The sequence below is a fragment of the Flavobacteriales bacterium genome (assembly GCA_016712535.1).
Lineage (GTDB): Bacteria > Bacteroidota > Bacteroidia > Flavobacteriales_F > PHOS-HE28 > PHOS-HE28.
The window spans coordinates 1,463,551-1,483,216 of the sequence record JADJQW010000002.1; the positions used below are offsets into that span (position 1 = coordinate 1,463,551).

The 19,666-nt window shown below is 61.9% G+C and carries 19 protein-coding genes; 11 read left to right on the plus strand and 8 right to left on the minus strand.

Going from position 1 to position 19,666, the window contains the following annotated elements; all coding sequences use genetic code 11:
* Positions 1-29: 29 nt before the first annotated feature.
* On the minus strand, positions 30-449 hold the full coding sequence (locus IPK70_05920) for a GNAT family N-acetyltransferase (protein ID MBK8226696.1): 420 nt from the start codon (positions 447-449) through the stop codon (positions 30-32).
* Positions 450-506: 57 nt separating this feature from the next.
* On the opposite strand from IPK70_05920, the gene IPK70_05925 reads away from it, so the two are divergent.
* On the plus strand, positions 507-1,325 hold the full coding sequence (locus IPK70_05925) for an alpha/beta hydrolase (protein ID MBK8226697.1): 819 nt from the start codon (positions 507-509) through the stop codon (positions 1,323-1,325).
* A 32-nt stretch (positions 1,326-1,357) separates the two neighbouring features.
* A complete protein-coding gene (locus IPK70_05930; protein ID MBK8226698.1) occupies positions 1,358-2,782 on the plus strand; it encodes a hypothetical protein in 1,425 nt (474 codons plus the stop codon).
* 145 nt (positions 2,783-2,927) lie between these two features.
* Here IPK70_05930 and IPK70_05935 read toward each other — a convergent pair whose 3' ends face one another.
* Together IPK70_05935 and IPK70_05940 are read right to left on the minus strand one after the other, a co-directional pair.
* Entirely contained in the window at positions 2,928-3,554 is a 627-nt protein-coding gene (locus tag IPK70_05935; protein ID MBK8226699.1) for a hypothetical protein, read from the minus strand.
* Positions 3,555-3,572: 18 nt separating this feature from the next.
* Entirely contained in the window at positions 3,573-4,073 is a 501-nt protein-coding gene (locus tag IPK70_05940; protein ID MBK8226700.1) for a hypothetical protein, read from the minus strand.
* A gap of 230 nt (positions 4,074-4,303) precedes the next feature.
* Between IPK70_05940 and IPK70_05945 the strand changes: the two genes are divergently transcribed.
* Both IPK70_05945 and IPK70_05950 read left to right on the plus strand, forming a co-directional pair.
* Positions 4,304-5,320, plus strand: coding sequence for a membrane protease subunit, stomatin/prohibitin (locus IPK70_05945; GenBank protein ID MBK8226701.1), 1,017 nt, complete (start codon positions 4,304-4,306; stop codon positions 5,318-5,320).
* A complete protein-coding gene (locus IPK70_05950) occupies positions 5,320-6,249 on the plus strand; it encodes an NAD(+)/NADH kinase (GenBank protein ID MBK8226702.1) in 930 nt (309 codons plus the stop codon). The genes IPK70_05945 and IPK70_05950 overlap by 1 nt, the downstream gene beginning before the upstream one ends.
* Before the next feature lie 5 nt (positions 6,250-6,254).
* Here IPK70_05950 and ppsA read toward each other — a convergent pair whose 3' ends face one another.
* Positions 6,255-8,711 carry a phosphoenolpyruvate synthase gene (gene ppsA, locus IPK70_05955; protein MBK8226703.1) on the minus strand — a complete coding sequence of 819 codons (2,457 nt, stop codon included), beginning with the start codon at positions 8,709-8,711 and terminating at the stop codon, positions 6,255-6,257.
* Between the two features lie 136 nt (positions 8,712-8,847).
* Between ppsA and IPK70_05960 the strand changes: the two genes are divergently transcribed.
* Positions 8,848-9,333 (plus strand): hypothetical protein, encoded by a 486-nt coding sequence (locus IPK70_05960; protein MBK8226704.1) that lies wholly within the window; start codon positions 8,848-8,850, stop codon positions 9,331-9,333.
* A 103-nt stretch (positions 9,334-9,436) separates the two neighbouring features.
* Here IPK70_05960 and IPK70_05965 read toward each other — a convergent pair whose 3' ends face one another.
* Positions 9,437-9,742, minus strand: a complete 306-nt coding sequence (locus IPK70_05965; protein MBK8226705.1) for a phosphoribosylpyrophosphate synthetase — start codon at positions 9,740-9,742, stop codon at positions 9,437-9,439.
* 115 nt (positions 9,743-9,857) lie between these two features.
* Between IPK70_05965 and IPK70_05970 the strand changes: the two genes are divergently transcribed.
* Both IPK70_05970 and IPK70_05975 read left to right on the plus strand, forming a co-directional pair.
* The gene (locus IPK70_05970) at positions 9,858-10,766 is read left to right on the plus strand and encodes a T9SS type A sorting domain-containing protein (GenBank protein ID MBK8226706.1); all 909 of its coding nucleotides are present in this window, start codon (positions 9,858-9,860) and stop codon (positions 10,764-10,766) included.
* Positions 10,767-11,067: 301 nt separating this feature from the next.
* Positions 11,068-11,343, plus strand: a complete 276-nt coding sequence (locus IPK70_05975; GenBank protein MBK8226707.1) for a hypothetical protein — start codon at positions 11,068-11,070, stop codon at positions 11,341-11,343.
* 987 nt (positions 11,344-12,330) lie between these two features.
* On the opposite strand, the gene cphA is transcribed toward IPK70_05975, so the two are convergent.
* On the minus strand, positions 12,331-14,994 hold the full coding sequence (gene cphA, locus IPK70_05980) for a cyanophycin synthetase (protein MBK8226708.1): 2,664 nt from the start codon (positions 14,992-14,994) through the stop codon (positions 12,331-12,333).
* Between the two features lie 172 nt (positions 14,995-15,166).
* Here cphA and IPK70_05985 point away from each other — a divergent pair, with 172 nt between their 5' ends.
* From IPK70_05985 to IPK70_06000, 4 genes are read left to right on the plus strand one after another with little or no spacing between them, the layout of a single operon-like run.
* Positions 15,167-16,036, plus strand: a complete 870-nt coding sequence (locus IPK70_05985) for a cyanophycinase (protein ID MBK8226709.1) — start codon at positions 15,167-15,169, stop codon at positions 16,034-16,036.
* Between the two features lie 2 nt (positions 16,037-16,038).
* Entirely contained in the window at positions 16,039-16,533 is a 495-nt protein-coding gene (locus IPK70_05990; GenBank protein ID MBK8226710.1) for a TPM domain-containing protein, read from the plus strand.
* Between the two features lie 23 nt (positions 16,534-16,556).
* A complete protein-coding gene (locus tag IPK70_05995) occupies positions 16,557-16,841 on the plus strand; it encodes a DUF3817 domain-containing protein (GenBank protein ID MBK8226711.1) in 285 nt (94 codons plus the stop codon).
* A 42-nt stretch (positions 16,842-16,883) separates the two neighbouring features.
* Entirely contained in the window at positions 16,884-18,002 is a 1,119-nt protein-coding gene (locus tag IPK70_06000; protein ID MBK8226712.1) for an AI-2E family transporter, read from the plus strand.
* A gap of 10 nt (positions 18,003-18,012) precedes the next feature.
* On the opposite strand, the gene IPK70_06005 is transcribed toward IPK70_06000, so the two are convergent.
* Together IPK70_06005 and IPK70_06010 are read right to left on the minus strand one after the other, a co-directional pair.
* Complete coding sequence (locus IPK70_06005; protein ID MBK8226713.1) at positions 18,013-18,939, minus strand: isoaspartyl peptidase/L-asparaginase; 927 nt, start codon at positions 18,937-18,939, stop codon at positions 18,013-18,015.
* Positions 18,936-19,646: a phosphatase PAP2 family protein gene (locus tag IPK70_06010; GenBank protein ID MBK8226714.1), complete on the minus strand. Its 711-nt coding sequence runs from the start codon at positions 19,644-19,646 to the stop codon at positions 18,936-18,938. The genes IPK70_06005 and IPK70_06010 overlap by 4 nt, the downstream gene beginning before the upstream one ends.
* Positions 19,647-19,666 lie beyond the last annotated feature (20 nt).

Sequence of the window (19,666 nt, forward strand, 5' to 3'; positions counted from 1 at the left end):
AGCGCGGATAGTGCCCCGCCGCTCGCCCATCAGATCGGCTTGATGAAGTGGTAGCCGCGCTTCGCGAAGCCATGGCGCTCATAGAAGCGATGGCCCGCCGTGTTCTCCAAGTAGGCATCGAGCATCACACGCACGCAGCCTTCGCGTTGCGCGATGCGGATCAGCTCGTCCATCAGCAATTGCCCGATGCCATGCGAACGGTGCTTCGCATCCACCACGAAGTTGTCGATCTCGAGATAGCGCCCGCAATAGAGCTTGTGCCCGATCCAGTAGCCGCTGAGGCCCAGGCAGGCATCGCCCTCGAAGGCGGCGAGCATGGCGTAACGATGCGGTACCATGGCTTCGAGAAGCGATCGGTATTCCGCTATGGTCAAGGAAGGCGTGAGCTGCTGGATCAAGTTGAGGTGAGGCAGCATCTCCTCCGCGTTGGCGAGCGTGCGCAGTTGCATGCAACAAAGGAAGCGCCTGAGCTGTGGCCTGTTACTTTTCAGGCCGGACTGTTCGGCATGAATTGTTCACTGTTCGCCCTGCTCGCGCATGGCATGCTTTCAATCGCTGCTGCGACTGCGCAGGAGGCGGTGCCGCTGGTGCTTGGTGAGAAGCGCGTGCTGCATTCGGCGGCGCTGGGCGAGGAGCGCGTGCTGCACATCAGGCTTCCCATGGATTACTCGCCGGACAGTGCTGCCCGGTATCCCGTGATCTACGTGCTCGATGGCGGGCTCGACGAGGATTTCGTCCATCTGGCTGGGCTGGTCGATTTCGCCAGCATGCCCTGGATCGCGTGGCTCCCGCCGAGCATCGTCGTTGGGGTCGTCAACACCGACCGGAAGCGCGACTTCACGCACCCCACCACCATCGCGAAGGACAAGGAGCAGTTCCCGACCACCGGGGGCTCGGCGAACTTCATCCACTTCCTCGGTGATGAGTTGATCCCATTCATCGATTCGGCGTATCGCACCACAGGTGAGCGCACGTTGATCGGCCAATCGCTGGGCGGGCTGCTGGCAACGGAGGTGCTCATGGAGCGGCCGGAGCTCTTCACGCGTTACGTGGTGGTGAGCCCGAGCCTTTGGTGGGACAATGGATCGGTGCTGGCCCGCGAGGCCGCATTCATGAATCAACCGGCTTCCGCGCCCAAACAGGTATGGGTCGGCGTGGGGAAGGAGGGGAAGGTGATGGTGCAAGGAGCGAAGAGGCTGGCCCGTCTGCTTCGAGGGAACCCGGAGATCCAGGTGCGGGTGCATGTGATGCCTCGCCACGATCATGGCAACATCCTGCATCAAGCCGTGCTTGATGCCGTGCGTTGGATGAAGCAGGGCGATTGAGCGGGATGGCCGTCTATATTCGACCATTCACCATGCGGATCCATTTCGTCCTTCTGGCGTGCATCGCGCCCAGTCTCCAAGCGCAAGCGCAGACACACGGAATGGTCTGGCAATTCGGCTACGACGTCGGCATCGATTTCCATTCCTGTCAGCCTGATGTGATCACTGGCGGTAATGATGGATTCGAAGGATGCTCGGCGGTGAGCGGCCCCTCGGGCGACCTGCTCTTCTACACCAATGGTCAGAAAGTGTGGAACCGGAACCATGCGCAGATGCCCAATGGGGTGCTGCCCATCGCGAACAGCGGCTCGCTCAGCCAGGTGATCATCGTGCAGCAACCTGCATCAGAGAACGTGTTCCACATCGTCACGACCACCGTGCAAGGCACCGCTGCGGGCCACTTGCGTTCCCACATCGTGGACATGAGCGCTGCGGGCGGTTACGGCGATGTGGTATCAGCGGGCAATCCGCTTTTCCCGGGCGGCGTGAGCTCCGAGCACGTAGCGGCGACCTGGCATGCCAACGGCACCGATGTCTGGATCCTGGCGCATGCCTACCCGCAGAATGAGTTCCTCGCTTACCTGCTCACTGCAGGCGGCTTGGATCCCACGCCGATCGTCTCCACGGTCGGTCCAGCATTCCCGGCCTGCGGCTCGAACATGAATGCGCGCGGCGAGATGCGCTTCAGCCTCGACGGTGAACGATTGGCGCTGGCGGGGAACGGCTCCGGCGATACCCCGAATTCCGACGTGCTCGCCTTGTTCACGTTCAACCGGGCGACCGGTGCCGTGAGCGATACGCTGCTCTTGCCGCCATCGCGCGGGGATTTCGGGGTGGCCTTCTCGCCGGACGGCACCAAGCTCTACGGCGGCACATGGAAGGCGTTCAATTTCTTCTCCACCGACCACAACTACCTCTACCAGTTCGACCTGAGCAGCAGCGACCCGCAGACTATCATCGATAGCCGCGTCGTGCTGCTCGAAACCCCCATCACGGGGGCTCATGGCAGCATCAAGCTGGGTCCCGATGGACGGATCTACGTGGCGCGCTATGCCGAAGGATACCTGGGCGTGATCAATTATCCGAACCTGCCGGGACTGGCATGCAACTATGAGGATGACGGCCTCTACTTGAACGGTGCCCTCTGCGCGCATGGCTTTAACAACTACATCGAGTACGTGAACTGCGAGCCGATCGTCACCGGGAGCGGTGAGGTGGAGGCAACGGCGGTTCAGTTCGTGCCGAATCCTTCGGATGGCGGCTTCCTGATCACGGGTCTCTCAACCGGCGCACGTCTCATGATCCATGATGCAGCCGGGAGGTCGATCCTGGATCGCACCATGAGCAGCGCTGTAAACCAGAGCATCGATGGCCTCGCGCCCGGCGGTTACCTGGCCACCGTCGCGGACGTGGATGGCAACGTCATCTCGCGGCAGCGCATCCTGGTGGTGCGTTAGCCATCAGAGCACGCCCATGGGCACGCGCTCGCCGCGCCGCCCATCGCATTTGCGCACGCTGTAATTGCTGGCGCATGAGCTCAGCAACAGGATGAGGGCAAGGATCAGAAGGGCTTTCATGCACGGATAACGCAGCGCCTCGACCTCATCGTGCCTTGGCGCTGGGCCGCTCGATGCTTCGCAAAGGGCCGCGATCGTAATCGGCCAAGTCCGCACGGGCATGCGCTGTCCGGTCACCATCGAATCTAACGGTCGAGTCGGTGGAGAGCTTCACCTGGGCCATGAAGCCGCCAACCGCGACGCGATCGCAAGCACGTACGAATATCGAATCAGCGCGGACCTCTTCCACGCGATGCAGCGTGTGGCGCTTATCGCTCAGCTTGATCGTCCAGATGTCGCCGACCTGCGGGTGAAGCAGCAATGCGTTCTGGTCAGCACTGTTCCGGTTGAGCTGCGTGATGAACCATGGCAGCACGAAGGCCATCACGCCAGCGCCGATCCAGGTCCAGAGCGGCGTTCGTTTCTCACCTTTCAATGCATTGAACAGTCCGATGTGCATCGGGCCCAACCTGCTGTGCTTCACCTCATGCTTGCAGGCCAGGCATTCGGTACGCGCGCGCTTGGGCAGCGGGAAGAAAGGTATCCAGAACAGATACACGTACGGCTGCACTACCAGGAGTTGCACGCTGCCCTCGGTGCCGCAATGGTCACAGGTCCCGGGCAGAAGCTCCCCACGGAGCTTGATGCGTCGGATGCCGTGGATCAGGAACAAGGTCGGTCGGTTCTGCGGCTAGCGGCCCGTGATAGTAAGCTGCTCTAGGTAGATTCGGCTGCGCTCGCTGGCGATGCCGTCCACTGTATGGCCGATGGTGCCGATCAGCATCAGCCCGAGGCCCACGCCCTTCCAAATGGGCGTGCCGCCCATGAAGGCCAGGCAGACCCCGGCGATGAGCAATGCCGTCCATGCGATCTTCAATGGCAGCCAGGTCTTGTGAACGCCATTCATACGGGGTGCCTCCTTCGCGCGGAAGGCCGCTGCATCGACCGAGATCTCTTTCGGGAATTGTTCCAGCCGCTGGTTGTTGCTGCGCAGGAGCAGGGGACCGGCGCCTGCGCCGAGCAAGCCCACGATTGCCACGGGCACCAGCATGCCGCGCGTGATGGTGCCCGGCTCCGCCACTTTCCAGATGGCGAAGGCGAGCAGCAGGAAGACGGTGCCGCCCACCGTGTAGCAGATGGCGCCTAGCCGTTCGCCCTTGTAGTACTCGGTCATGTGGTGGAGGAGATCCATGGTGCAGGGAATGTCCAGCGAAGTTGGCGAATCATCCGGATGGCAAGCTGCCTGCTACACCCTCACCCCATCTCCCGGCACCTTCGCCTCCACCTCCGCGACCGCCTATCGTCCTGAGAAAGGATCTGGGTAACGCTGATAGGGTCGGTTTCCATTGCGACGAGCTATCGGGAGCAGTGAGGGCGCGCGGGGGACTTGCCGTAGTGAATCCGTTCAATACCTTGCCTCGCATGTTCGGTATCAAGTACATCAGCTTTGATGCGATGACGCATGTCATCCACTACAAGAACGGCAAGGTGGTGCAGGAAGGAAGGGGTTTGTCCTTCTTCTACTTCGAACCCAGTAGTTCCATTGCGGCGATCCCTCTCGGCAGCAATGACCTGCCCTTCATTTTCGCTGAGACCACCCTCGACCACCAGAGTGTGACCATACAAGGACAGGTGAGCTACAAAGTTGCCAGTGCGAAGCAACTGGCCGAGCTATTGGATTTCACCGTCGATGGTCGCGGAGTGTACAAGAAGAACGACCTGGAAAAGCTCAATCAACGGATCATCAATGAGGCACAGACGGCCATGGCCTCCTTCATCCATGGCATCGGACTGAAGGATGCCATCCGTTCCGCCAAGGCCATCGAGGAGCAGATCAGCAATGGCATAACCAAGGCGAAGGCCGTGACTTCATTGGGTATCGAGGTGCTTGCCGTGAGCGTGCTGGCGGTGAAGGCTTCCTCCGAGATGGCGCGCGCGCTGGAGACCGAAACGCGCGAGCGACTCCAACAGGAGGCCGATCAGGCCATCTATGAGCGGCGCAACTTCGCTGTCGAGCAGGAACGGAAGATCAAGGAGAGCGAGTTGAACACCGAGATCGCGGTTGAACAGAAGAAGAAGCAGATCGCGGAGAAGGTCATGGAAAGCGACGTGCAGAAGGCCGAGAACGACCGCAAGCTCCGTGAGATGAAGGTGCAGGCCGACATTGCGGTGGAGGGGCAGCGCAAGCTCCTCATCGATCAGAAGAGCGACAATGAGCGCAAGGAAGCGGATTCGCAGGGCTATGCCATCGAGACCATGCTGAAGCCTTACAAGGACATCGATTGGCGGATATTGACGGCTTTGAAGAACGACGGGGACCCTCGTTCAAGCATAGCCTTGGCGTTCCGTGAGCTTGCCGAGAACGCTGGGAAGGTGGGGAACCTCAACATCAGCCCCGACCTGTTGGAACGATTACTGGAGGAGCGCCAGGGCAAGTGATGGGGGTCGAGTATGCGATCATCATCAAGGGCCGCACACGACTGGAGTCGCTCATCGATCGCTTCAACACGCGCCTTCAGGCGAAGTTCTACATAGAACGTTCCGGCGGCAACTTCGAGGATTACGAGCAGGAACACGACACGTTCCACCAAGCGCTGGATGTCGTGCAGCGAGGGCTTGGACGGGTTTTGAAGAACAAGCTCGTCGAGCGGTCCTTCTTGCCGGCTTTCATCTTCAGCGATGACCAGGTGGTGATCACGATAGGGCAGGACGGGCTGCTCGCCAATGCGGCGAAATACGTGGGTGGTCGTCCGATCATCGGCGTCAATCCCGATCCTTCGCGTTACGATGGTGTGTTGCTGCCGTACGACAGCGGTACCTTCCTCGATGCGGTGGCCCAGGTTGTTTCCGGGTCGTACGAGACCCGGACGGCGCCGCTCGCGCAAGCCGCATTGAACGATGGACAACGCTTGTTGGCCTTCAACGATCTTTTCATCGGGATCAGCGACCACACATCGGCGCGCTACCGTATCTCCTTCAAAGGCGTTACGGAGGAGCAATCCTCCTCGGGCATCCTCGTCTCGACCTCTGCAGGCAGCACGGGCTGGCTCAGTTCGGTGTTCAACATGGCCAATGGCATCATTCGCTCTTCCGACGGGGAGCAGCGGAAAAGACGGCCCAAGAAATTAGGCGCAGAGGAGCTGTTCTTCGTGGTGCGCGAACCCTTCCTTAGCCAACGTACCAAAGTCGACCTCACACTGGGCTCGCTCAACCCCAAGGTCACCCTGCAAGTGGAATCGCTCATGCCTGATCGCGGTGTCATCTTCTCCGATGGCATTGCCAGCGATCATTTGAGGTTCAATTCGGGATCGATCGCCACGATCGGCCTTGCAAAGGAGAAGGTGCGATTGGTGGTGCCAAAGGATTGAAGGACCTAAGCCTCCGCCTTCACCCCATTCCCTCCCGGCACCTTCGCCTCCACCTCCGCGATCGCCTTGATCGTGCGCAGGAGAGAATCCGGCGTGACGCTGATGCTGTCGATGCCCAGTTCCACGAGGAATTGCGCGAAGTCGGGGAAGTCGCTCGGCCCTTGGCCGCAGATGCCCACCTTGGTCTTGGTCTTCTTGGCGCTGGTGATGAGCATGCGGAGCATGCGCTTCACCGCTTCGTTGCGCTCATCATAGAGGTGCGCCACCAGCGAACTATCGCGATCGAGGCCGAGGGTGAGCTGCGTGAGGTCGTTGCTGCCGATGGAGAAGCCATCGATGTACTGTGCGAACTCATCGGCCATGATGATGTTGCTGGGGATCTCGGCCATGAGGTAGACCTCCAGGCCTTCCTTGCCGCGCTCCAGTCCGTTCTGCTTCATCACCACCGCTACTTTCTTCAGTTCGGTCACGGTGCGGCAGAAGGGCACCATCACCACCACGTTCTTCAGGCCCATCTTCTCGCGCACGCGCTTGATGGCCTTGCACTCCATGCCGAAGGCCTCCTTGTACGCTTCGCTGTAGTAACGCGAAGCGCCGCGCCAGCCGATCATCGGGTTCTCCTCGTTGGGTTCGAAGTGCTCGCCGCCCAGCAGGTTCTTGTACTCGTTGCTCTTGAAGTCGCTGAAGCGCACGATGACCTTGTTGGGGTAGAAGGCGCTGGCGATCTTGGCGATGCCGTAGCTCAGCTTCTTCACGAAGAAGGTCTCCTCGTCCTCATAGCCGTTGATGAGGTAGCTGATGCGGCCGCTCAATGCAACATCACCGAGTTCCTTGTGCTGGAGCAGTGCCAGCGGATGCGCGCAGATGTAGTTGTTGATGATGAACTCCTCGCGCGCCAGGCCCACGCCGGCGTTCGGCAGGCCCGCGAACTTGAAGGCCATATCGGGCGAAGCCACGTTGAGCATGATGGGCGTGCGCACTTTCGGGATGGCGCTCAAGAGCGTTTCCTCGGTGATGTACGGCACATGCCCGGCGTAGATCACACCGGTGTCGCCTTCGCAGCAGCTGATGGTGATCTCGTCGCCGTTCTCCACTTTCTCGGTGGCATCGCCGCATCCCACGATCGCGGGCACGCCCATCTCGCGCGCCACGATCGCGGCGTGGCAGGTCCGGCCGCCCTTGTTGGTGACGATCGCCGCCGCCTTCTTCATGATCGGCTCCCAATCGGGATCGGTCATGTCGGTCACGAGCACGTCGCCCTTCTGGAAGTCCTTGCCGTCGGTGCCGCCGCCGCGTCCGTCGAGGCTGTACATGATGCGCACCTTGCCGGTGCCCACCTTCGCGCCGATCGCGATGCCCTTGGCGATGATCCGCTCGTCGCCCTTCGGTTTCAACTTGTAGTCCACCACCTTGTCGGAATCGCCGCGGCTGTGGATGGTCTCGGGCCGCGCTTGCAGGATGAAGAGCTGCTTGCTCAAGCCATCCACCGCCCACTCCACGTCCATGGGGCACCACGCGCCTTTCTTCGCGCTGTAGTAGTTCTCGATGGCGACCACGCTCCTGGCAAGCTCCAACGCCTGCTCATCCGTGAGGCAGAAGCGGTTGCGCATGGGGCGCTCCACGGGGACCACGAGCACCGGCTCGCCGGGCTCCACGCCGTAGATCATCTTGCGGTCCTTGTTGCCCAGCTTCTTCTCGATGATGCTGCTGAAGCCTTCATTGAGCGTGGGCTTGAAGACCAGGAACTCATCGGGGCTCACGCTGCCCTGCACCACCATTTCGCCCAGGCCGTAGCTGCCGTTGACGAGCACCACGTCCTTGAAGCCGCTCTCGGTGTCGAGCGAGAACGCGACGCCTGAGGAAGCCAGGTCGGAGCGCACCATCTTCTGCACGCCCACGCTCAGGCCGATGTTGAAGTGGTCGTAGCCCAGGTTGTGGCGGTACACGATGGCGCGATCGGTGAAGAGCGAGGCGAAGCAGTTGCGCACGGCCACGAGCAGTTCCTCCGGACCGCGCACGTTCAAGTAGGTCTCCTGCTGCCCGGCGAACGAGGCGTCGGGCAGGTCTTCCGCGGTCGCGGATGAGCGCACGGCCACATCGGTGGCATCCTGCCCGTACTGCTTGCTCATCTCGAGGTAGCGCGCCACGATGTCGTTGCTGATCGCCTCCGGGAACTTGCCGTTCTTCACCAGGGCGCGCACAGCGAGGCCCGCGCGGCGGATGCTCTCCACATCCTCCGGGTCCATCTTGTCGATCAGCTCGCGGATCCGGGCATCGAGCCCATTGAATTCGATGAAGGCCTCATAGCTGGCCACGGTGACCACGAATCCGCCGGGCACCTTCACGCCCAGCTTGCCCAGGTTCTGGATCATCTCCCCGAGGCTGGCGTTCTTGCCGCCCACGGTGGGGATGTCGGAGAGTTCGACTTCGTGGAGCCATTTGAGGTAAGCGGTGTCGGTCATCTTGCGGCGATTTATCGGGGGCGTCATACGCGGCGCACCGGTTAAAGGTCGCAGCCAAGGTGATCCGTCCTTCGGGAATCCATCGTGACGATGCTCACGGTCCTTCGGGTAAATTGGCGCCGCTGATTCCGGAGCCATGGCAAACACCTTCCTTCCCGACGAAAGCGGCAGCGTTGAGCGTCCCGGCCTGATCGCCGGCCTTGGCATCGCCACCTTCATCAACACCGGCCTCTTCACGCTGGTCTATGGCGTCGGCATCCTGGGCATGCTCGCCGTGCAGCAGATGCCCTTCGATGAGTTCAATGGGCTCTTCGATGACGCGCGGACCATGCTCGGCGACGAGGACCCGGACAGCTTCGATGCGATGATCGCCATCCTGCACGGGCATGGCCCAGCCCTCATGGGCGTGTTCTTCCTGCGCACCGTGCTGCGCCTGGTGGGGGCCATCGGCATCTGGCGCGGAAGGCGCAACGGCTTCTACCTCTATGCAGGAGCGCAGCTGCTGGGGATCTTCGCGCCGCACCTGTACCTGCCTTGGGACATGCTCGGCGTCTTCGGACCGCTGATGGCCGTTGGCATCACCGCGGCGTATGGCAGCCAGCTGAAGCGATTAGGGCCGTGAGGACTTGGCGGCGGGCCTTGCGCGGATCCTGGAGCTTGCGATGTGATCCGGGCGCCGATCCGCAGCAGCGGATATCCTTGCGTGCAGGGGCAGAGGGCCGCCTTCAGTGCGTGGCCAACTTGCGCACCATCTCCTGCGTGAGGCTGGAGGCATCGGGGCCGTACGCATTCACCAGGATGCCCTTGACATCGCCCGATTTCGAGCTGATGGCGTAGACCACGCTCTGATCCTCGGGATCGGAATTCCCCTCGAAGCGGTGGAATTCATCGATCTCGAACTCGGCAGGGTCCAAGCTCACTCCGCGCGCATGGCACACCACGCAATGCTCGGCCAGCATCAGGTCATCGGTATAGCCGCGGCGCTGCAGGTCGTTCACCGCCTCGGAGAGCGTGGAGTAGGCGTGGCGCATGGCTCGAAGGTAGGGGCGGTGGGGTGGAAGACTTTTCGCAGGTCTTGGATTGTGGCTCAACGGATCGCAGGTCAGCGAGAGCGGGGTATATTCGATGTCGACAATGCGCTCGAGCATGCGTTGGTTGGCCCTATTCTCCATCGTGATCGCACTTCCTCTTCGGGCGCAAGTACACGTGCCGCTATTCGATGAGCCTGCACGGGTATGGACCTCCAGCTTTAGCGGCACGGTGACCGCGATCTGCATGGATACCTGGACCACGAGCTTTTGGCTCAGTGGCGATACCATCATGAACGATACGACTTACCAGAAGGTCGTCAGCCATGGCCTTTATTACGAGTCGTACATCAATGCGCCGCCCAATGCATGCACCACCTCTTATTTCTTCAACGGTCAAACACGGTTCGTTCGAGAGTTCGAGCGAAAGGTGTACGCCCGTCATGCGAACGCTTCAGAACGACTGATCTACGACTTCACTGCTGAGGTCGGTGACACCATTCCGTTCCCGAGCAATGCGGAAGGTTACCAGGAGTGGGGTGTTGTCAGTGCGATCGATTCCGTCGAAGTGAACGGCACGTACCGAAAGCGATTCATCATCCCGGAGATCCCAGGCTTTGGCAACGGCATTCCGCATGTGATCGAAGGGATCGGCGGATGCACAGGGCCCTTCAACGAGCTGTACGGCCAGATGGGGCTTTCGCATGGCACGCACCTGAATTGCGTCGTTGAGCATGGTGTCCCCATCTACGGAGACACGTTCTGCCCGAATTACACGCGGATCGAGAATGTGCAGTCAGCACCTATCATCAGCATCGCGCCGAATCCGTCAACCGGCCAGTTCGTCATCAGCGGCGTCGTTGGGCCTTGCGCTCTGGAAGTGTTCGACAGCCGAGGCGGCTTGCTCAGGCAATTGCTGAGCGATCAGATCGACCTGAGCGACGAGCCTTCCGGCTTGTACCACTTGCGCGTACTTGGTCCGAACGGACGGCTCTTCAGCAGCCATAGGCTGGTGGTACAGCATTGAGGCTGGTCAATATTTACTCGGTGTGGTCCGGATAACAGATCCCAAGCAGCGAATAACCGCGCTAGCGGGAGCAGGTTCGCCGAAGCGGCAGACCGCTGCGCAGGTTCGGGGAACACCCGGTCAAGGATCGAAAGGCTTGCTTGGCGTGATCCGGATCGCGGATCCGGTCCAGCGCAGATCCGCGTCGGCGTTTGCTCGTGGTGCGTGTTGATGGGTGGCCGCGCTGAAGACACGGGAAATGCCATCCGTCAGTCTTCACGAACCGACACCGTGCTAGCTTGGCCCTGACAAAGACGAAACCATGGCCGCTCCGAAAAAGACCGCTCGCAAGGCCTCCACCACCGACGCCTTGCTCGCCGGGCGACAAGTCGCCAAGCGCACGTTCGCTCCGCGCAAGAAGACCAGCACCAGCAAGCCGCATCCCGGACAACCTGACGCACGCGCCGCGAAGGACCGCGCGGGCTCTCAACTTGAGCGCGAGCGTCACATGCACCCCAGCAGCACCATCCCGAAAGCGGGCGCCGCGCGCAGCAACAAGCGATTGGTGAAGAAGACCCGTAACGCGGGCAAGAAGTGATGGATTGACCGCTGGGCAGTCGATGCCTGGGTCGCTTCAGCGCCATCGCCGCTCGGATTTCCGACCGGCGATGGTGCATTCGGGCGTGGCGTCGCTCAGCACGGGGCAAGTCCAGAGTCGCAGATCCGCGCCAACGGGAGCGAGTCGATGCTTCACTCGCAACGCCCTTGAGCATTGAAAAAGCGAAGACCCAGTTCAGGATACTTGAGGTGATCGTCAAAAGGCTTTGGTGAGACCCCGGATGGCCGGGGCCAACGCGCTACGCGCGCCCGGCCTCCCGCCCTTCGGGCTGAGTGACGAGCCTCGGTGCGCAGGTCGCCTAGGCGGCAGACCGCTGCGCGGATTCAAGACGCTTGCGATGCGGTCCAGATTGCAAATCCGAACCAGCGAACATCCGCGCTAGCGGGGGGGCTACCATCAGCGGTTACCCTGCCGCGGTTTAAAGAAGTACCCACCCCATGCGATACCGCCGCCCCATAGTTGCTGCGACCTTCCGTTCGACCAATTCTCCAGAACAAATAGCGGAGCTATGCGCAGAATACCTCTGCCATTTGTGTTCCTTCTTATGCCTGCGCGAAAGACCGTCCAACTCCCATAGTTCGATTTGCGATCATCCGGGATCCGATCACTGGATAGGTCACTAGTTCCCAGGTAAGCCGTGTATCCGATCCCGTACTCGAACTTCCATCGCCCACGACCGTGGATTCCACTAACCTCTAACGGAAAGTGGAACGCCGGTCTGCTGTCGTATTGATTGAAACTGAAACTGAACCCAACACGCTGCGCAAAAGAGAACGCAGACACGGAATCACACCCAGTGCATCGGTCGATGTTCGCTGATGCCAGACTTCCTGCATTGCCCAATGCCTCTAAATAAAAGGCATATCGTGTCCGGCCTTGGGCAAGTGAATTATTGACCCAAGAACAACCTAGGAGGATCAGGAACAATGCTCTGAGCGGAGAGCCCATTGTGCAGTACGCCAATTCTCACCCCACCAACTCCTTATTCCTGTTCGGGATATCCTCCTTGCTGAAGGCCACCTTCTCATCCTCCTCCTTCAGCTTCAGCACCAGGGCGAGGGCATCGGGCACCACATCGCTGCAGAGCGTGAGGAAGCTGCCGGGCTTGGCCGTTGAGATGGCGTGGCGGATCGCCTCTTCTTCCTTCTTGATGATGATGTAGGGCTTGTTGGGGTCCACCTCCTTGATGCCCTTCACCATGAGGGCGATGATCTCGTCGTCGGTCTTGCCGCGCAGGTTGCGGTCCTGGCGGATGATGATCTCATCGAACATCTGCGCGCTGAGGCGGCCGAGGTTCACGGTGTCCTCGTCGCGGCGGTCGCCCACGCCGGCGATCACGCCCACCTTCGGGCTGTCGGGGATCTTGCTGAGGAATTTGCCCAGCGCCTCGAAGCCGTGCGGGTTGTGGGCATAGTCCACCACCACCTGGAAGTTCTTGAACTGGAAGAGGTTCAGGCGGCCCGGCGTCTGCGCAGCGCCAGGGACGAAGGTCAATAGCGCCTCGCGCAGCTCTTCGATCTTCACGCCTTGCACGTAGGCCGCGAGCACGGCGGGCAGCACGTTCTGGATGTTGAAGACCGCTTTGCCGCCGTAGGTGATGGGGATGTTCACGGCTTTCTCGATGCGCAGCTTCCATTCGCCCTTGCTGATGGTGACGAAGCCGTTCTCGTAGATCGCTGCCAGGCCACCGAGCTTGCAGTGCTGGCGGATCAGGCGGTTGTTCTCATCGAGGCTGAAGAGGGCGATCTTGCAATCGCACTGCTTGCGCATGGCCATCACGAGTTCGTCGTCGGCGTTCAGGATCGCATAGCCGTCGCGGCGGACGCTGCGCGGCACGGTGCTCTTCACATGGGCGAGTTCTTCCAGCGTATGGATGTCCTTCAGGCCCAAATGATCCGCCGCCACGTTGGTGACGATGGCCACATCGCAATGCTCGAAGCCGAGACCGCTGCGCACGAGGCCGCCGCGCGCCGTCTCCAGCACGGCCATGTCCACCACGGGCTCCTTCAGCACGAATTGCGCACTGGCCGGGCCGGTGCAATCGCCGGTCATGAGCAGACGGTTCATGATGTACACGCCGTCGCTGCAGGTCATGCCCACTTTGTAGCCCACGCTGCGCATGAGGTGACTGGTCAGGCGCGTGGTCGTGGTCTTCCCGTTCGTGCCCGTGATGGCGATGATGGGGATGCGGCTCGGCGTGCCCGGCGGGAAGAGCATGTCCACCACGGGTTCCGCCACGTTCTTGCCGATGCCGCCGGTGGGATCCAGGTGCATGCGGAAGCCGGGCGCGGCGTTCACTTCGAGCACTGCGCCGCCGCTCTCGTTCAGCGGCAGGCTGATGTCGTCCGTCATGATGTCGATGCCGCAGATGTCGAGGTCGATGATACGGCTGATGCGCTCGGCGAGGAAGACGTTGAAGGGGTGGACCACTTCAGTGACATCGTCGGCGGTGCCGCCGGTGCTGAGGTTGGCGGTGGCCTTGAGGTAAACGGTCTCGTCCTTCGCCGGAACGCTCTCGGGCGTGAGGCCTTTGAGCGCGAGCAGCTTCAGGGTGTGGTCGTCGATGTCGATGCGCGTGAGCACGTTTTCGTGGCCGTAGCCGCGACGCGGGTCCTTGTTCACTTCATCGGCGAGCTGCGCGATGGTGCTCTTGCCATCACCGACCACGCAGGCAGGCGTGCGCTTCGCCGCGCAGATGAAACGGTGGTTGATCACGAGCAGGCGGTGATCGAGGCCCGTGATGTAGCGCTCCACGATCACGCTGCGGCTGATCTCCTTCGCCTTGGCCAGGGCGACTTTCGCTTCTTCCAAGGTCTTGATCCCGATGGTGGCGCCGCGCCCATGGTTGCCGCCGACAGGCTTGATCACGCAGGGATAGCCGACGCTCTGCAGAGCAGCTTCAAGTCCTTCCTCCGTGCGCACCACGCGGCCCTTCGGCACAGGGATCTCGTAGCTCTCGAGCAACTGCTTGGTCTCCTCCTTGTCGCACGCGATCTCCACGCCGATGTTGCTGGTCTTGCTGGTGATGGTGGCGCGGATCCGTTTCTGGTGGATGCCGTGGCCGAGTTGCACCAGGCTCTGCCCGTTCAAGCGCAGGTAGGGGATGCCGCGTGATACGGCCTCTGCCACGATGCTGCCGGTGCTGGGCCCGAGCCGCGACTCCTCGCGCAGCTCGCGCATTTTCTGAAGATCCTCGGCGAGGTCGTACTTCTCACCGCTGATCAGCGCTTCCGCGATGCGCACGGCTGCTTTCGCCGCATACATGCCCACGGGCTCCTCGATGTAGCTGAAGACCACGTTGTACACGCCTTCATCGCGCGTGCTCCGCGTGCGTCCGAATCCGGTCTCCATGCCGGCCAGCGTCTGGATCTCCAGCGCGATGTGCTCGATCACATGGCCCATCCAGGTGCCGCGCTTCACGCGTTCCCAGAAGCCGCCTTCCTTGTCCTCGCTGCAGCGGTGGCTGACCATGCTGGGCAGCAGCTCAGTGATGCGCTCGTAGAAGCCGGGGATCTTGTCCGTGGGCTTCTGCTCCAGGTCCTCGATGTCGAGGCGCATGACGATCAGGTGGTGGCGACGGACCGACCAGTAATTGGGGCCACGCATGGCCTTGAGCTCGAGGATGCGCATCGGCGAAGGTTGAAAGGTTGGGGGTCGATGAGGTCGGGGGTTGGTAAGCCCCTAACCATCAGCAACCGGAGCAATATAGCAAGGTGCCCTGTTCATACTTCGGCAACATGGGGATTACGTGGCGGGGCGCATCCTTTACTTTGGCTGCCGGGGGCGGGGGTAAACGCAACGAATGACACCCAAAGGCAAGCTCATCGCCATCGGCGGCAACGAGGACAAGGGCAAAGAGCCCGAAGCGGGGCACAACACCAAGGTCTTCACCCACAATTTCATCGAGGAGGGCATCCTCCGCCGCGTGGTCGATGAGATGGGCGGCACTGCATCCCGCATCGCGGTGATCACCAGCGCGAGCAGCATCCCGGAGGAAGTGGCCGAGAATTACATCGGCGCATTCGGCAAATTGGGCGTGAAGGACCTGGACATCCTCGATATCCGCGATCGCAGCCAGGTGAGGCCCGAGATGATCAAGCGCTTGGCCAAGGCGGATGGGGTGATGATGAGCGGCGGCAACCAGCTGCGGCTGACGACCATTTTCGGTGGCACGGCCTTCCTCCAATTGATGAAGCGCCGCTACGAGCAGGAGGAAGGCTTCGTGATCGCGGGCACCAGCGCCGGCGCCATGTGCATGAGCAGCACCATGATCTACCAGGGCCACAGCGCCAGCGGCCTCATCAAGGGCGGCGTGAAGCTCACCACCGGCGCATCGCTCATCCAGGATGTGATCATCGACAGCCATTTCGTGGAGCGCGGGCGATTCAGCCGGCTCACGCAGGCCGTGGCAGCGAACCCTTCAGCCATCGGCATCGGCCTCGGCGAGGACACCGGCGTTGTGATCACCGGCGCCGACATGCTCGAGACCATCGGCAGCGGACAGGTGATGATCTTCGATGGGCACGAGATCACCTACAGCGACTACGCCGATGTGGAGGAGGGCGAGCCCTTCAGCATCGAAGGCATGAAGGTTCACATCATCAGCAAAGGGCACAGCTACAGCGTGGCGCAGAAGCAATTCGCGGCGGTGAAGGTGCCGGTGAGGAATTGACCATGCCCAAGGCCATCCATCCAGTCGGCCTTCTTCTCCTTCTGCTGGTGCTTTCTTCAGGCGGATGCACCAAGGAGCATCCGGTCGGGCATGTCCTGGACATGGAAGAAGTGCTTACCCCTGGGCAGCATCGCAAGCTGGACAGTCTCTTCCGTGCGCACGAGGCGATCACTGGAAACGAGATCGCCCTTGTCTCGCACGCGACCTTCAATGGCCGCAGCGCGATGGAATACGCCACGGCGTTCGGCGATTCAGCCGGTGTTGGCGAAAAGGACAAGGACAATGGTGTCGTCATCGCATTCAGCAAGGCGCGACGCGAAGTATTCATCGCAACAGGATATGGGACTGAACGTGTCCTGCACGATAGTATCTGCCAGCGCATCGTTGACAACGAGATGCTTCCGCGCTTCAAGCAAGAGGACTATTTCGGCGGATTGTACTCCGGAGGCCGTTCCATTGTCGATTTCCTCGCGCGGCCCGAGAACAGGATCCCATGATCGCGGTGGCGATCTTCGCCCCGATGCAAGACCCTATCATCCGCCGCTTCCGAACCGTGGCCATCGCCGAAGGCGTGAGCTTCATCCTGCTGCTGTTCATCGCCATGCCCTTGAAGCATTTCTTCGGAATGCCGATGGCCGTGAAGGTGGTGGGCTGGGCCCATGGCGCGCTCTTCATCGCCTACTGGGTCGCTGCCGTACCGCTCTTCACCAAATTGAAGTGGGACCCGGAGCGCATCGTGGGCCTTGGCCTCGCGAGCGTGCTGCCCTTCGGCACCTTCGTGCTGGAGCGCAAGTGGCTGCGCTGAACGCGGCTACCTTCGGCGTCCCGCTGGTGCGGGATGCGACTCATGCCCTTCGCTTCAGGAAGTGATGCACTCGCGCGTTTCGTGAACGTGCTGCTGGCCGTGGTCCTGAGCATCACGGTGCTCCACTTCGGCCGCGACCTCTTCATCCTGCTGGTCGTCTCCGGGCTCTTCGCCTTCCTGCTGCTGCCCTTCGCACGGCGCATGGAGCGCTGGATGCCCCGTTGGGCCGGAGCCCTCGTCGCCACGCTGGCGCTGGTGGTCGTCGTGCTCGGGCTCTTCTTCTTCCTCGGTTTCCAGCTCACGCGCTTCGGTTCGGACTTCCCCGCGCTGCAGGAGCGGTTCGCGAGCAAGGGTGAGGCCTTCTTCGACTGGGTGGAGGGCCGGACCAACCTCGACCGCCGTGAGCAGATCCAATGGTTCAATGCGCACCTCAGCGACGTGGCGAACCTCGGCGGGCAGGCGGCCCTGCGGCTCTTCTCGGGAACGGGCTCCGCCCTCGCGAGCATCGTGCCCATCCCGTTCTTCGTCTTCCTGCTGCTCCTGCTGAAGGACCGCTTCCGCACCTTCTTCACGCGGCTCGGCACCACGCGCGAAGGCGCGGTGCTCGATGTGATGGTGCGCATCAGCGTGCTCTCGCGCAAGTACCTGCGCGGCGTGGTCAATGTGGGCGTGGTCTTCGGGGCGCTCTGCTCCATCGGCTTCGGCCTCATCGGCCTGAAGTACGCGGTGCTGCTGGGTTTCGTGCTGGCCTTGCTGAACGTGGTGCCTTACATCGGCGCGCTGGTGGGCAGCGTGCTCCCGGTCTTCGTGGCGCTGGTCACCAACGACTCGCCCTGGCACGCCGCAGCGGCGCTCGGCGTGGTGCTCATCGTGCAGTTCCTCGACAATAACCTCATCACGCCCAAGGTGGTGGGCAGCAGCGTGAGCATCAATCCGCTGGCTAGCATGCTGGCGCTGATCGGATTCGGCGCGTTATGGGGCGTGGCAGGCATGCTGCTCGCGATCCCGATCACGGGCATGCTCAAGGTGGTGTGCGATAGCGTGCCCTCCTTGCAGCCGTGGGGCTACCTGCTCGGCGAGGAGATCGAGACCCCGAAGGAGAAGCGCTTCCACTTGCGGTTCAAGCGGAAGGACGGAGGGGCGAAGAAGGATGCTCAATGATCGGGAGAGCCTAGCGAAAGATCGCCGTCTCCACCTCTCCATCTGCTCCCACCTGCCCGCGGTACATGCCCGTGCAATTGAAGTCGAGGACGATGTTCCCGTTGCGGTCCACGGCGATCAGGCCGCCGTCGCCATCAAGCGGCGGCAGCTTCTCATGCACCACCACGCGCACGGCTTCCTGAAGTGAGAGGCCCTTGTAGGCCATGAGGGCATGCACATCGTGCGCGGCCACGGCACGGATGAAGCTCTCGCCATGCCCGGTGCAGCTCACGGCGCAGGTGGCGTCGTTGGCATAGGTGCCCGCGCCGATGATGGGGCTGTCGCCGATGCGCTGCCACTTCTTGTTCGTCATGCCGCCGGTGCTGGTGGCGGCGGCGAGGTGGCCGTGCGCATCCAGGGCCACTGCGCCCACGGTGCCGAACTTCTTCTCCTTGTCGCTGTGATCGAGCGTGTACACATCCGTGCCCACGGTCTCCTTCCATTGGTCGTAGCGGAACTGATCGAAGAAGTACTGGTCGTCCTCCAGCTCGATCTTCTGCTTGTGCGCGAACTCGAAGGCGCCCATGCCGCTGATGAGCACATGGCTGCTCTTCTCCATCACTCGACGCGCCAGGCTGATCGGGTTCTTCACGTTCTGCACGCCCGCCACGGCGCCTGCCCGCAGGTCGCTGCCGTTCATGAGGCTCGCATCCATCTCATGCTGGCCATCGGCATTGAAGACCGATCCGCGGCCCGCGTTGAAGTGCGGCGAATCCTCCAGCGCGCGCACCGCGGCCTCAACGGCATCGAGCGCTGCGCCGCCCTCCTTGAGGATGGCATGGCCGCGTTTCAAGGCGAGTTCGAGCGCATCGCGATAGGCTTTCTCGCGCTCGGGCGTCATCAGTTCACGGGCGATGGTGCCGGCGCCTCCATGCACGGCCAGGGCGATCTTGCTCATGGTTCTTCGTCCGATTCGGATTCGCGGTGAAAGTAGGGGACCGCCAATCCCACGGCCGTGCCCACCACAGCGCCTACGAACACATCGGTGAGGAAATGCTTGCCGGCCCGCATGCGCAGGTAGCCCATGCAGACCGGTGCAGCCACCGCGCTGGCCCAGACCGCGCCCTTCATCTCCGGAGATGCATCGGAACGCTGCACGAGCGCGGCCAAACTGAATCCGACGGCGGCGGTGTTGGCTGCGTGCCCGCTCCAGAAGCTCACGAAATCTTCCCGTGGGTGATGCATGGCGTCCGGCACATCCGGGTTGAAGCGATAGGGGCGTGGCCTGCGGACCAGCTCTTTGGCGATGCTCGTGAGCCCTGAGGTGAGCAGGAAGCTCTCGGCCGTGATGGCTGCGGCATCGAAGGGGCGATCGCTGCTTTGCAGCAGGAAGCCGCCCGCGAACGAAGCAGTGACCGCGCCGAGGAAGAGGACATTGCTCGCCCGATGCGCGCGCGGATGCCATTGCCGCGTGCTCCATCTGTCGATCGCACCTACGCGCTCCGGGTTGATCTCGGGTGCCGGCTTCCGGGAGTTCTGGTGGCGCAGCAGCAGGCCGATGCCGTTCACTCCCAGTCCAGCGCCAGTGATTGCCAGCTCGCGTCCCAGCTGCAGGTGGTGCGCGGTCTGGGCGGTTGAGGCGAGCGGGAACAACGAAAAGACCAAGGCCCGGAAGAAACTCCCGG

What these genes read in the sequence shown, in the direction of transcription:
- IPK70_05920 (MBK8226696.1), bottom strand. Translation starts at nt 449, where the DNA reads ATGCAACTGCGCACGCTCGCCAACGCGGAGGAGATGCTGCCTCACCTC.
- IPK70_05925 (MBK8226697.1), top strand. Translation starts at nt 507, where the DNA reads ATGAATTGTTCACTGTTCGCCCTGCTCGCGCATGGCATGCTTTCAATC.
- IPK70_05930 (MBK8226698.1), top strand. Translation starts at nt 1,358, where the DNA reads ATGCGGATCCATTTCGTCCTTCTGGCGTGCATCGCGCCCAGTCTCCAA.
- IPK70_05940 (MBK8226700.1), bottom strand. Translation starts at nt 4,073, where the DNA reads ATGGATCTCCTCCACCACATGACCGAGTACTACAAGGGCGAACGGCTA.
- IPK70_05945 (MBK8226701.1), top strand. Translation starts at nt 4,304, where the DNA reads ATGTTCGGTATCAAGTACATCAGCTTTGATGCGATGACGCATGTCATC.
- IPK70_05950 (MBK8226702.1), top strand. Translation starts at nt 5,320, where the DNA reads ATGGGGGTCGAGTATGCGATCATCATCAAGGGCCGCACACGACTGGAG.
- ppsA (MBK8226703.1), bottom strand. Translation starts at nt 8,711, where the DNA reads ATGACCGACACCGCTTACCTCAAATGGCTCCACGAAGTCGAACTCTCC.
- IPK70_05960 (MBK8226704.1), top strand. Translation starts at nt 8,848, where the DNA reads ATGGCAAACACCTTCCTTCCCGACGAAAGCGGCAGCGTTGAGCGTCCC.
- IPK70_05965 (MBK8226705.1), bottom strand. Translation starts at nt 9,742, where the DNA reads ATGCGCCACGCCTACTCCACGCTCTCCGAGGCGGTGAACGACCTGCAG.
- IPK70_05970 (MBK8226706.1), top strand. Translation starts at nt 9,858, where the DNA reads ATGCGTTGGTTGGCCCTATTCTCCATCGTGATCGCACTTCCTCTTCGG.
- IPK70_05975 (MBK8226707.1), top strand. Translation starts at nt 11,068, where the DNA reads ATGGCCGCTCCGAAAAAGACCGCTCGCAAGGCCTCCACCACCGACGCC.
- cphA (MBK8226708.1), bottom strand. Translation starts at nt 14,994, where the DNA reads ATGCGCATCCTCGAGCTCAAGGCCATGCGTGGCCCCAATTACTGGTCG.
- IPK70_05985 (MBK8226709.1), top strand. Translation starts at nt 15,167, where the DNA reads ATGACACCCAAAGGCAAGCTCATCGCCATCGGCGGCAACGAGGACAAG.
- IPK70_05990 (MBK8226710.1), top strand. Translation starts at nt 16,039, where the DNA reads ATGCCCAAGGCCATCCATCCAGTCGGCCTTCTTCTCCTTCTGCTGGTG.
- IPK70_05995 (MBK8226711.1), top strand. Translation starts at nt 16,557, where the DNA reads ATGCAAGACCCTATCATCCGCCGCTTCCGAACCGTGGCCATCGCCGAA.
- IPK70_06000 (MBK8226712.1), top strand. Translation starts at nt 16,884, where the DNA reads ATGCCCTTCGCTTCAGGAAGTGATGCACTCGCGCGTTTCGTGAACGTG.
- IPK70_06005 (MBK8226713.1), bottom strand. Translation starts at nt 18,939, where the DNA reads ATGAGCAAGATCGCCCTGGCCGTGCATGGAGGCGCCGGCACCATCGCC.